Origin of the sequence: Weissella halotolerans DSM 20190 (genome assembly GCF_000420365.1) — a bacterium.
Classification (GTDB): domain Bacteria; phylum Bacillota; class Bacilli; order Lactobacillales; family Lactobacillaceae; genus Weissella; species Weissella halotolerans.
The window spans coordinates 336,921-350,110 of the sequence record NZ_ATUU01000001.1 but is presented as its reverse complement, the minus strand read 5'-3'; the positions used below and the strand labels follow the sequence as shown (position 1 = coordinate 350,110).

Annotated in this window: 10 protein-coding genes; all 10 read left to right on the top strand. The window is 43.9% G+C overall.

Annotated features, from left to right (window positions below; translation table 11 throughout):
- Positions 1-32: 32 nt before the first annotated feature.
- The 10 genes from tsf to G414_RS0101685 all read left to right on the top strand — a co-directional run bounded on the left by tsf (position 33) and on the right by G414_RS0101685 (position 13,090).
- The gene (gene tsf, locus G414_RS0101730) at positions 33-908 is read left to right on the top strand and encodes a translation elongation factor Ts (RefSeq protein WP_022791147.1); all 876 of its coding nucleotides are present in this window, start codon (positions 33-35) and stop codon (positions 906-908) included.
- 23 nt (positions 909-931) lie between these two features.
- Complete coding sequence (gene pyrH, locus G414_RS0101725; protein WP_022791146.1) at positions 932-1,654, top strand: UMP kinase; 723 nt, start codon at positions 932-934, stop codon at positions 1,652-1,654.
- The gene (gene frr / locus G414_RS0101720; protein WP_022791145.1) at positions 1,655-2,212 is read left to right on the top strand and encodes a ribosome recycling factor; all 558 of its coding nucleotides are present in this window, start codon (positions 1,655-1,657) and stop codon (positions 2,210-2,212) included. It begins immediately after the preceding gene.
- 125 nt (positions 2,213-2,337) lie between these two features.
- Positions 2,338-3,606, top strand: coding sequence for an LCP family protein (locus G414_RS07095; protein WP_022791144.1), 1,269 nt, complete (start codon positions 2,338-2,340; stop codon positions 3,604-3,606).
- Positions 3,607-3,812: 206 nt separating this feature from the next.
- The gene (gene glmS / locus G414_RS0101710) at positions 3,813-5,624 is read left to right on the top strand and encodes a glutamine--fructose-6-phosphate transaminase (isomerizing) (protein ID WP_022791143.1); all 1,812 of its coding nucleotides are present in this window, start codon (positions 3,813-3,815) and stop codon (positions 5,622-5,624) included.
- A 154-nt stretch (positions 5,625-5,778) separates the two neighbouring features.
- Positions 5,779-6,996, top strand: coding sequence for a CCA tRNA nucleotidyltransferase (locus G414_RS0101705; RefSeq protein ID WP_022791142.1), 1,218 nt, complete (start codon positions 5,779-5,781; stop codon positions 6,994-6,996).
- Complete coding sequence (locus tag G414_RS0101700; RefSeq protein WP_022791141.1) at positions 6,996-8,906, top strand: ABC-F family ATP-binding cassette domain-containing protein; 1,911 nt, start codon at positions 6,996-6,998, stop codon at positions 8,904-8,906. The genes G414_RS0101705 and G414_RS0101700 overlap by 1 nt, the downstream gene beginning before the upstream one ends.
- A 4-nt stretch (positions 8,907-8,910) precedes the next feature.
- Complete coding sequence (locus G414_RS0101695) at positions 8,911-9,408, top strand: dihydrofolate reductase (protein ID WP_022791140.1); 498 nt, start codon at positions 8,911-8,913, stop codon at positions 9,406-9,408.
- 72 nt (positions 9,409-9,480) lie between these two features.
- Positions 9,481-9,681, top strand: coding sequence for a YjzD family protein (locus G414_RS0101690; RefSeq protein ID WP_022791139.1), 201 nt, complete (start codon positions 9,481-9,483; stop codon positions 9,679-9,681).
- Positions 9,682-9,754: 73 nt separating this feature from the next.
- Positions 9,755-13,090, top strand: coding sequence for a DNA polymerase III subunit alpha (locus tag G414_RS0101685; protein WP_022791138.1), 3,336 nt, complete (start codon positions 9,755-9,757; stop codon positions 13,088-13,090).
- Positions 13,091-13,190 lie beyond the last annotated feature (100 nt).

The following is a 13,190-nucleotide window of genomic DNA, read 5'->3' as shown; positions in this document are numbered from 1 at the left end:
ATGAATTTTTGTAAAATAAGGAGACCATAATCATGGCAATTAAAGCTGCACAAGTAAAAGAGTTACGTGAGAAAACCGGTGTTGGAATGATGGATGCTAAGAAGGCCTTAGTAGCCACCGATGGTGATATGGATAAGGCTATCGAGGTCTTGCGAGAAAAGGGAATGGCTAAGGCTGCTAAAAAGGCTGATGCTGTTGCAGCTGAGGGTATGACCTATGTCGTTGTTGACGGTGATACAGCGGCAATTATTGAATTGAATTCACAAACTGACTTTGTGGCCGGTAACAAGGAATTTAATGATCTATTGCACAAGGTTGCACAAGTGATTGTTGAAAATAAGCCAGCCGACGTAGAGGCTGCCTTAGCTTTGCCTGTTGATGGTGAAACACTCAACGACTTGATTATTCACACTACTCAGGTAACGGGTGAGAAAATTACATTACGTCGCTTTGCATTGATGGACAAGACAGCCGATCAAGTCTTTGGTGCATACTCACACATGGGTGGTCGTATTTCAGCCTTAGCTTTGTTGGATGGCCAAGATGAGGACGTTGCTAAGGATGTTGCAATGCATATTGCAGCGATTAACCCTCAGTATGTTTCACGAGAAGATGTGCCAGCTGATGTTTTGGACCAGGAAAAGAGTGTTCAAATGAAGTCAGAAGATTTGGCTGGAAAGCCCGATAATATCAAGGAAAAGATGGTTGAAGGACGTTTGCACAAGTTCTTAGCTGAAATTTCATTGAATGATCAACCTTTTGTTAAGGGTGATGGTAAAGAAACCGTCGCTGCTTATGTTAACAGTAAGGGTGCGAAGGTTGTCCGTTTCGTACGTTATGAGGTTGGTGAAGGTATCGAAAAGGCTGACAATGACTTCGCAGCGGAAGTTGCTGCACAAATGGGTTAATTCCCTTGATTAGAGGCAAATAAATGGCAAATGTGAAGTATAAACGAGTGCTCCTGAAACTATCTGGAGAAGCTTTGGCTGGTTCAAATGGTTTTGGGATTGATCCAACAACGGTGAATGCAATTGCCGCTCAAATCAAGGATGTTTATGCGCTAGGAATCGAGATTGCCATCGTCGTCGGTGGTGGTAACCTTTGGCGCGGCGAGGCTGGCGCAAAAATGGGTATGGAACGTGCCCAGGCTGACTATGTAGGAATGTTAGGTACGACAATGAATGCCTTGGCCCTACAAGATGCTTTGGAATCAAATGGGGTGCCTACCCGCGTCCAAACGGCTATTGAAATGCGGCAAGTCGCTGAACCCTATGTCCGGCGGAAAGCAGTTCGGCATCTAGAGAAGGGACGCATCGTAATTTTTGGGGCCGGTACTGGTTCTCCATATTTCTCAACGGATACGACTGCTGCATTGCGGGCTGCTGAAATTAATGCTGATGCCATCTTAATGGCTAAAAATGGCGTTGATGGTGTCTATTCTGACGATCCTCGTAAGAATGCTGATGCAACGATGTTTAAGACCTTGACACATAGGGACATTATTGATCGTGATTTGAAGGTGATGGATTCAACTGCATCGACCTTAGCGATGGATAATGATATCAATCTTGTCATTTTTAACATGAACACATCAGGTAACATTCGCCGGGTAGTCTTAGGTGAAGATGTTGGTACAACAGTGGAGGCAGAATAAATGGCACATGAGATAATTACGCGAGCAAAGGATCATATGCAAAAAGCGGGTGAAGCACTTGCTCGTGAACTAAGTGAAATTCGGGCCGGAGTTGCGAATCCTTCTATTTTACGGGGAGTGATGGTTGACTATTATGGTGCACCAACGCCGCTCAACCAATTGGCTTCAGTATCGGTACCAGAAGCACGGGTATTGTTAATCACGCCTTTTGATCGGTCAGCATTGAAAAATATTGAACAGGCAATTTTTGCTTCTGAATTGGGGTTGACGCCAGCTAATGATGGTTCAGTAATTCGGCTAGTTATCCCAGCTTTAACTGAAGAAAGTCGAAAAGATTTGGCCAAGGAAGTTAAGTCCGATGCAGAACAAGCTAAAGTTGCGGTACGTAATGTACGTCGCGAAGCCATGGATAGTATTAAGCGTGCGCTTAAGGAAAATGACTTATCCGAGGATGAGGCTCGTGGTCTAGAAAATGATGTCCAAAAGGCAACCGATGCAGCTGTTAAAAAGGTTGATGCGATTGCTGCTGATAAAGAAAAAGAATTACTGACAATTTAAATAATAGTAGTGAATAAAAGGGGGGACTGGTTAACCAGTCCCCCCTTTTATTATTTAAGGTTGATCATAGTTGATATGATATAATGGTTACTTAATGTGACTTTAAAGTAAAAGAGGTTTCAACTATGAACGATGACTATGAACCACATACGCGTAGTGAACGTTTGGCAGCTCAACGCAACCATACGCATACTGCGCCTAAAGTAAAGCATCCTCGACAACCACGGAAACGGCGGGTGGTGCGCTGGCTAATAGCTGGGTTAGTTTTCATTGGGCTAATAGCTGCTGGCTTCTTCGCCTATGCCTACCATACAACCAAAGAGGCCGTTGATCGGACTTATAAACCGGCAAAAATGACCAAGGCCCGCGATGTGGCACAGGTATTAAAAGATGGGAAGCCGGTTTCTATTTTGCTTTTGGGTACCGATACTGGTGAATTAGGGCGGAATTATAAGGGGCGCACAGACTCCATTATGTTGGCCACAATTAATCCACAAAAAAAGCAGACAACCTTAGTGTCGATCCCACGGGATACGCTTGTTGCACCTGTTGGCTTTGAAAATAAATTCCCAGCTAAACTAAATTCAGCCTATGAAGATGGCTCAGCGGCAACTACTATTCAAACGATTCAGGATTGGTTAAACATACCAATTGATTATTATGCCTTAGTAAATATGGGTGGTTTGGAAAAGGTAGTTGATCGGGTAGGCGGGGTTAAAGTCAAGTCGCCATTGACTTTTGCTTATAATCCGGATACGGCGCATGCTGATCCAGGTAACCTTTATAGTTTTGTTGAGGGTTCTTACCGGTATACGTATACCGGTGAAGATGGGGTAACGCATGCTTATTCTAAGATGAATGGAAAGGCGGCGCTTGCTTTTTCACGGATGCGCTATGATGATCCCCAAGGAGATTATGGTCGCCAAGCCCGGCAACGACTTGTTTTAGAGGCTATTTTAAATAAGGTTAAGTCTAATCCGGCAACTTTGTTGTCCGATAAATTCTTGGATGTGATGTCTAAATCTGCTCAAACAGATTTACAATACGGTGATTTATGGACCATTGCCAAAAACTACGGTGGGGCTTTAGGAACGATAAAGACGGACCACATCCAAGGTACTAGCTATAATCTGACGTCTGGTTCGACTGAGGTAGTGACGGCTAGCGAACAGCAGCGCATTACGAATAAAATTCGTAGTCAATTAGATTTGACCAAAAAGGACACGGGTAACTTATACGGTGGTGAAGTGTCAGCAGCGCAAATATTGCAGGCTGGTGTGCCATTGCCAAGTGAAAGTAGTGATATTCAAACTGATGGACAATTTGGGGCCGTTGTTCCGGGAACGGTCACGGAGTCTAATCAGGTGACGTCAACGACTGTCCCTGGTTACTAATTTTTTAGGATAATTAAACTAGACCAATTATATTTTTGGTCTAGTTTTTTTGTTTACGTTTTTTTAAACAAGCGTATTTAGCAGCGTTTTAAAGCCTTCCATCAGGTTTAAATATATATTTTCTTGACTATACCATTTTAAACAGGCATAATAGATGCATACGAATTTTACGTGAACATGTCAGATGTTCTGCCAAGGAGGCAATTATGTATTGTGGAATTGTTGGCTATACAGGACTCAACTACCAATCAGCACCGATATTATTAAAGGGTTTGGAAAAACTCGAGTATCGGGGTTATGATTCAGCAGGTATTTATGTGCCTGATACCAAGGATCAGTTAAATCAACTAGTTAAAGAAAAGGGGCGCGTGGCTGAATTGGAGAATTTAGTCGCTAAATCTGATGTTGAAGGAACATCTGGAATCGCGCATACCCGTTGGGCAACGCATGGTGTTCCTTCAGTTGAAAATGCACATCCACAAGTGAGTGCCGATGGACGTTTTTATTTAGTGCATAACGGAGTTATTGAAAATTATTTAGCCTTGAAACATCAATACTTAGAAGATGTCCCCTTTGTGTCAGATACTGATACTGAAGTGGCAGTTCAATTGATTGCAAAGTTTGTTGCAGAAGGGTTAACGACCTTTGATGCGTTACGAAAGATGACCAGTCTCTTGGCTGATAATTCTGCCTTTGGCTTCTTGTTGATGGATGCTGAGGATCCAGATACGCTCTATGTTGCCAAGCGTAAGTCCCCCTTGTTAATTGGCTTGGGTGAGGACTTTAATGTTGTAACATCAGATGCCATTGCGATGTTAGATCAAACCCATGATTTTATCGAATTATTGGATGATGAAGTTGCCAAAATTACGCCTGACACAGTCAAATTGTACGATGCCCAGGGCAAACTTGAACATCGGGAACCCTTCCATATTGATATTGATGCATCCGAAGCTGATAAAGGCACATATGACTATTACATGCTCAAGGAAATTGATGAACAGCCAGTTGTTATTCGCCATTTATTAGATAAGTATTTTGACGATGCGGGTAAGATTTTATTGGGTGACCAACTCTTGGCTGATATTCAAGCGGCTGACCGTCTCTATATTGTAGCCGCAGGGACGTCATATCATGCAGGCTTAGTTGGCGCTCGAATGTTGGAACAATGGGCGGGCTTGCCTACTGAAGTGCACGTGGCGTCTGAATTTGCCTATGACCAACCATTGCTTTCACAAAAACCTTTCTTTATTTTCCTTTCACAGTCTGGTGAAACAGCCGATTCTCGGGAAGTATTGCAAAATATTAACCGTGCTGGCTTTAAGTCGTTAACGTTGACTAATGTCTCAAATTCAACCTTGTGGCGGGAGGCAACCTATGCCTTGCCATTGATGGCGGGTCCTGAAATTGCTGTTGCCTCTACTAAGGCTTATGTAGCACAGGTTACCCTAGAGGCAATCTTGGCTTATGCTCTTTCTAGTCGGCTAGACTTGGACCTAGAAAAAGAGTTATCGCGGATTGCGATTGAAATTCAAGCCATTGTCGATGATAAATTAACCTTTAAGCGCGTTGCTGAAGAGCTTTTGGTTAATAGTCAAAGTGCCTTTTATATTGGGCGTGGTGTTGATGCAGATGTTGCGCTAGAGGCAGCCTTAAAGCTGAAAGAAATTTCTTATGTTCAGGCAGAGGGCTTTGCTGCGGGGGAGTTAAAGCACGGTACTTTGGCCTTAATTGAAGATGGGACCCCAGTTATCACTCTATTGACGCAGCCTAAGACAGCTGGTTTGGTACGTGGGAATATTGCAGAAACGCAGGCACGCGGGGCTGACACCTTTACGATTGCTACCAAATCATTGGCAACTGATGGTGACGGGTACGTTTTGCCAGATGTCGATCCGTTACTGGCGCCCTTGTTGACGGTTGTACCAACGCAATTGCTGGCTTATTATACGTCACTTGGTCGAGGATTAGATGTTGATCATCCACGTAACCTGGCTAAGTCAGTGACTGTTCAATAGCAGAAAACCAGTATCATTTTAAAAGTAGCTACTTTATTGTGGCTACTTTTTTGTTATACTAAAACCAACTAGTAGTATTATAAGTTGTTAGTTAAAGTAAAACCTGTCATGAATGGTATCAAGTTTGTGTCAGGCGGCTAGAGGGGGCGTGAAAATGAAAATTGAAGAGATGCCCGCTGAATTTAAGCATGCGCGGCCAATTGTAAAGACCTTAGTTGAACATGGGTACGAGGCTTATTTTGTTGGTGGGGCTGTTCGAGACACCTTACTAGGAAGGCCGATTCATGATGTGGATATTGCAACATCAGCCTATCCTTCTGAGGTCAAGGCCCTCTTTAAAAAGACAGTTGATACAGGGATTGAACATGGCACTGTGATGATTTTAGACCATGGACAGGGCTATGAAACAACCACGTTTCGGACTGAAACTGGCTATAGTGACTTTCGTCGGCCTGACCAGGTTAACTTTGTGCGATCACTAGAGGAAGATTTAAAGCGTCGTGACTTTACTGTTAATGCCTTGGCCATGGATGGTGATGGGCAAATCGTTGATTTGTTTGGTGGCTTGACCGATTTGAAAGCTGGTCTTATTCGGGCGGTGGGGTCACCTAAAGACCGCTTTTTTGAAGATGCGTTACGTATGATTAGAGCGGTGCGCTTCGCTGCCCAACTTGGTTTTAAAATTGAGCCGGCAACGTTAGCTGCCATTAAAGAAAATGCCCCCTTGCTAGATAAGATTGCGATTGAACGAGTAAACGTGGAATTTACCAAGATGATGGAGGCCCCTGGTGCTTACTTTGGCTTTATTGAACTATTAGCAGGTGAGCTGAATCATTATATGCCAGGTTTAACCGTTGCCGATATTGATTTACTCGGTTATGCTGATTTAGTCAAACAGGCTCGTCCACAAAATGACCAACAAGCTTGGACTTTGTTGGCCTTTGAATTAGGGTTAACGGCCGAAGATACGGTTGTTTTCTTAAAGGGATGGAAACATAGTCGGCACTTAATTGTAACGGCTCAAAAAAGTATTACCTTATTAAATAAGTTGCGGATGGGCCCTGTAAGTAATTGGGATTTGTATATCACGGGCAAGGCCATCGACACGGCTTTAGCGGTTGCAAAGCTAAGCGAACTGGTCGTTGATGTTGCTACTTTACAAGCACGCTATGATCAACTATCAATTAAGCAAAGCCACGATCTGGCCTTGACGGGTAGTGATTTAATGCGAGAGTTTGGACTAAAGCCAGGGCCACTTGTTGGGACGGTCTTAAGTAAACTTGAACGGGCAGTTGTAGCCGGCAAGGTAGCCAATCAAGCTGCTTCTTTGGGAGTAGCTGCACAAAAACTGATTAAAGAAGAGAAGGATTAATGACAAAACAATTACGGGCCCTAGATTTGCAAAGTGTTTACGGCGAAAAGACTTTATTAGATAAGTTATCCTTTCTGATTGAGACTGGTGATCGCATTGGCGTTATTGGTGTCAACGGCTCCGGTAAAACCACCTTACTAAATGCACTAGCAGGCGTTAACCCAGCGGATCAAGGGACGATTGAAACGCCCAATGATTACCGAATTGGTTATCTAGAACAACAGCCACAATTGGATGATGATAAGCAGGTAATGGATGCAATTTTTGCAGGGGCCCAGCCTATTTTTCAATTGATTCGCGATTATGAAGCCGCTATTAAGGATTATGCGGCGGCGCCAAATGATCAACAAGTAGTGAGACGGTATACGGACTTGCAAAACCAAATGGATAGTGAGGATGCTTGGTTAGCTGAATCAGAGGTAAAAGCGATTTTAACGCAGTTACACTTACCAGACCTTGATTTACCGGTGAAATCACTGTCAGGAGGTCAACGCAAGCGGGTGGGCTTGGCTCAAGTATTAATTCAAGCACCGGATTTACTTTTGTTAGATGAACCAACTAACCACTTAGATTTTGATTCGATTGCCTGGCTAGAAAAGTATTTGGCCAATTATCAGGGTGCCGTGATGACGGTAACCCATGATCGTTACTTCTTAGATCATGTGGCTAATCGTATTTTTGAACTATCATTTGGTCAACTTTACCAGTATACGGGTAATTATGCCCAATTTGTGGCTGCCAAAGCACAACGCGTAGCAGCCGCCAAAGTAGCTGATCATAAACATGAGCAGTTGTTTAAGCAAGAAAAGGCTTGGATGCAAGCAGGTGCTAAGGCGCGGTCAACCAAGCAAAAGGCGCGTGAAAATCGCTTTGCGCAATTGGCTAAAGAACGTGGAACCTTGCAATTAGATAGTGATGTGACCGTCACGATGGGCCAGCAACGGTTAGGAAAAAAGGTCATTAAGCTGAATGATGTTAGTCTAAGTTTTGGCAAACAGGTTATTTTGGATCATTTTAGTGAGTTGATTCAAGCAAATCAACGGATTGGCATTACCGGGCCAAATGGTAGTGGTAAGTCAACCCTTTTGCGAATTTTAGCCGGCCAACAGGCAGTCGATGCCGGTGTGGTTGAGATTGGTGAGACTGTTCGTTTAGCCTTCTATACACAAATGACGGAACCAATTCCAGAGGATAAACGTGTATTTGAATACTTAGCGGATGTGGCAACAACAGTGACTGATCGTGAAGGTAATCAGGTATCTGTATCTGATCTTCTAGAACAGTTTTTGTTTCCTAGCTTTATGCATGGCACCTTAATTAGTAAATTATCGGGTGGTGAAAAGCGTCGTCTTTATTTATTAAAGTTACTCATGCAAGAGCCAAATGTGTTGTTACTAGATGAGCCAACCAATGATCTGGATATTGGTACCTTAGAGGTGCTAGAGGATTACTTGGAAACCTTTGCGGGGACCGTCATCACCGTATCCCATGATCGCTACTTTTTGGATCAGGTGGCTGATCATTTAGTCATTTTACAGGGTAGTGGTAAAATTAGTCGGTATATTGGTAAATTCTCAGACTATTTAGCTGCTTTTGGTGCGCCGTCAACCCAAGTAACTACCGCTGACAAGCAGCAGCTCACTCAGCCAGCCCCAGGAAAGGCAACGTCTGAAGAGACAAAACCGACCAAGAAAAAATTAACCTGGGCCGAAAAGAAAGAGTGGGAAACAATTGAAGATGATATTGCTGAGCTAGAGGAAAAGGTTCAGACCATTGAACAGGCTATGGTTGAGCAGAGTGCAGACTTTGTAGCCCTAGCCAACTTACAAACTGATTTGGATCAGGCCAACCAGGATTTAGAGACTAAAATGGCACGTTGGGAAGCTTTATCAGAACGTGTAGAAGGATAAAAAGATGACAGAAGTAAAGTTAATTTGGGCACAAACTAATAATGGAACCATTGCTCTAGAACAAGCCATTCCTTGGCACCAAAGCACTGATATGCGTTTCTTTAAGAAAGCCACCCTGCATCAAGTTGTCGTGATGGGGCGCCATACGATGGCTAGTTTACATGGTCGGCCTTTACCAGACCGGCTAAATTTAGTGTTGACACATGATGAACAGTTGACTTTACCGGCGGGCTTTGAGCGAATTATGCAACCTGAAGAAGCCCTTAAGCGAGCCCAAGCATTAGGATGTGATTTAGCGGTGATTGGGGGGAAGGCCATCTATGAAACCTATCTGCCTTTAGCCGACCATCTCTATGTGACCTACTTGGACACTGATTTTAATGGGGATACGCATATGGCGCCAGTTGATAAGACCCAATGGCTAGGCCGTGAATTAGCGCATGGTTCAAAAGACCGGCACAATGATTACGCTTATCAAATTATGGATTATCAACGCCGTTAAAAAGGCAGTGACTTTTTAGATGGTCAGCGTTAAACTAAGGGTAGTTTAACCATAAGAAATGAAGGAGCTAGCATGAAATATATTAATGTCTTTGTGTGGATGTTCATTCTAGGTGAGGTGATGGGTTATCTAGGAAGTGCACTGTTAGGACTTCCTTATGATGCAACGAAAACATCACTTTTTGCTGCAATCGTTGGCACGATAGGGGCAATCGCTATTCCGGCCCTTTCAAAGTCAGCTTGGCCTGAACAAAAGCACAGTGAGCAAGCATAATTTAGAGTGACGATTAAAAACTAGCCTCACGAGGCTAGTTTTTTGTTCATTACCCCTTAGAAAGGAGTTCCTGATGGTCCCTTTGCAAACAAAGTCAGCTTTTTCATTATTAAAAAGTCCCATGTTGCCAAGTGTTTTAGTACAAGATGCTAAGGCAAAGGGCTATTCGGCGGTGGCCTTAACGGATGAAAATATCCTCTATGGTCTCGATAACTTTTACCAAGCTGCTCAGGCAGCCGATATTCAACCAATTTTGGGCTTAACTGCCCAGCTTAGAGGGGTGGTTTTAAACCAAGCCTACCCACTGGTATTGTTGGTGGAAAATCAACTCGGTTACCAGCATCTGTTGGCTTTGAGTAGTCGTTTAGCAAGTCAGCCAAGGGGGCAATTGACTTTGGAGCAGGTAGCCGACTTGTTACCTGGTCTTTTTGTAGTGGTGCCAAGTGTAAGTGAACTGACGGTTCTCTTACAGATGGACGATCAACAGCAAAGTGAAGACCTGTTAACTAATTTGTTAACCTACATTCCAAAGGACCATTTGTTTTTAGGGGTGTCTACAATGATGCTTGGGCCGACTTTGCCGCGGATAAAGCAATTGGCCGCCCAGTATCAAATGCGTTTGGTAGCCATGGATCCGGTAGAGTATGCTAATCCAGAGGATCAGTTTGCAGCGCAAGTGGTGAAAAAAATTGGGCAGGGGGAGACCTTTGCCAATGTCGCTTTAGCACGTCGACAAACACCCACTGCCTTTTTACCAGCGCCAGATGACTGGAAAAAACAGTTTGCCGATTATGATTTGCAAGATGCAGTTTTAACAACTGATTGGATTGCGGAACATAGCCGTTTTACCCTCGAAAAAACAACAAACACCTTACCATCAATTGGCTTACCTACGGGTAAAACCGCGGCTAGTTATTTATATGATTTAGCCCAGGCAGGGTTAAATAAGCGCCTTGGTCAACAAAGAGCCGCTCAGGCTAGCTATCAAGAGCGTTTGCAAAAAGAGTTGGGAATTATCAATGAATTAGGGTTTAATGATTATTTTTTAATTGTTTGGGATGTGATTCGCTTTGCCCATGAGGCAGCAATTCGGACTGGTCCTGGACGTGGTTCGGCAGCTGGCTCCTTAGTCGCCTATGCCTTAGCCATTACGGATGTTGATCCGCTAACCTACGACTTGCTATTTGAGCGCTTTTTAAACCCGGAGCGGGCCCAAATGCCTGATATTGATATTGATATCCCCGATGACCGACGGGAAGAGGTCTTGGACTATTTACATCAGAAATACGGGCATAAGCGTGTAGCCCAAATTATTACCTTTTCAACAATGAGTACGCGGGCAGTTATTCGCGATGTGGCCCGTACTTTTGGCTTAAATCCCAATCAGATAGACCAATTGGCCAAAACAATTCCACGCCAACTAAATATTACCTTAGCGGCAGCCTACGAACAGTCACAAGCCTTTCGGAATGCACTCTTAGACCTACCTGTTGACGGGAAGTTGCTTTTTGAAACGGCTAAGAAGCTAGAAGGTTTACCACGTAATAGTTCCCTTCATGCAGCGGGAGTGGTGCTTTCAGCTGACCCTATCGTAGATGTTATCCCCGTTCAAGAAGGTGAAGATGGTCGCTTGGTTACGCAGTTAACAAAGGGACCAGTTGAACGCTTAGGCTTGTTAAAAATGGATTTTTTAGCCCTCTCAAATTTAAACATTTTGGATACGGCTTTGCGCCAAGTAGCTAAAACAGATCCACACTTTAACTTGGCTGAGATTGACTTAAACGATCCAGCTACCTTAGCCTTGTTTCAAGCTGGCCAAACAAATGGTATTTTCCAATTTGAATCAGCTGGCATGAAAAACATGTTACGCCAGCTAAAACCAGATTGTTTTGAAGATATTGTGGCAGCCAATGCTTTATTTCGACCAGGTCCAAGTCAAAATATCGGCCATTTTATTGCGCGTAAGCATGGCAAAGAAGAGGCTGTGGTCTTAGATTCGAGTGTGGCAGACATTTTGGCTCCGACCTATGGCATTATTGTCTATCAAGAACAAGTGATGCGAGTTGCAGAACGTTTTGCTGGCTTTAGTCTAGGGGCAGCCGACCTATTACGGCGCGCCATGTCAAAAAAAGATGCGGCTAAATTAGCCACGGTTAAAACCGACTTTTTAGCGGGTGCTAAAGCAAAGGGCCATTCGAAAGCATTAGCTGAACAAGTCTATGGTTATATTGAAACTTTTGCCCAATATGGTTTTAATCGATCGCATTCAGTGGCATATTCTAAATTAGCCTTTCAATTAGCTTATTTAAAAGCCCATTATCCGCTAGCCTTTTATAAGGCGGTTTTAAATGATGCCATCATGGATCATGTTAAGGTACGGACGTACTTGGCTGAAGCACGGCAAGCGCATGTTCAGCTTGTGGGACCCAACATCAATCAAAGCTTTCAAGGCTATACGGTTAATCAAAAGGGTCAATTACAAATGGGCTTGGCATCGATTAAAGGTTTACGGAAGGACTTCCGGCAGGCCTTGCTTGCGGATCGGTTAGCAAAAGGACCGTATCCCAATTTGATGGCATTCATTGGTCGATTGCCAAATAAGTTTCGTAAGGTAGAATTATTGGAACCACTAGTGGTAACCGGAGCCTTGGATGAATTTGATGCTAACCGCAAGCAACTTTTGGCCTCCTTGCAGGGGTATATTGATGCGGTTGGGTTGGCAGGTGAGTCGATGTCCTTGTTTGAAGCGGTCGTTCCCAAACCACGTCAGGTTGCACCATACAGTCAAAGTGAACAATTGGCGTTTGAGGAGGACTACCTGGGAGTGTACCTAAGTGGACATCCCTTAGAGGCTTTCCAATCTTTGCCCCACCAGTCGATTGCTAATTTGATGGTCGATATGGCATCGGTTACGTTACTGGTTTTTGTGGATCAAGTGAAGGTGATTCGCACCAAGAAGGGTGACCAAATGGCGTTTATAGACGTGAGTGATTTGACGGGTCGCTTATCAGTCACTGTTTTTTCACGCCTTTACCAACAGAGTGCATCCATATTAGCGCCACATCAGATTTTGATGGTCACGGGTAAGGTCGAGCAAGCGCGGCATGGTGAGGGAATCCAACTGGTCGCTAATAGGATTAGCCTACCACCTAAGCAAGACCAGGCGGCTAAACGTTGGTATTTACGGTTATCCGACCAGGTTGTTCAGGCGGGCCAAGAAAAAGTCTTGGCTGAGCTTATTGCACAGCATCCTGGTACCATACCAGTTGTCGTTGTTTATGCTGATCAAGACCGAAGTGTCTTATTACCGCAGACAGAGTGGCTAAATGAAGGGCAAGCTACTCATCAGGCCTTAGTAGAATTGTTAGGTGCTGATAATGTTGTATTAAAAGAGCAGCCAAGTCACTAAACGTGGGGTTAAATAAAAAGATTTGTGCCGCCCCTATAAGTCAGTCAGCACATGCGGTACAATGTAAACTAATTATAGCTGCCATTTGTTGGCAGGAATA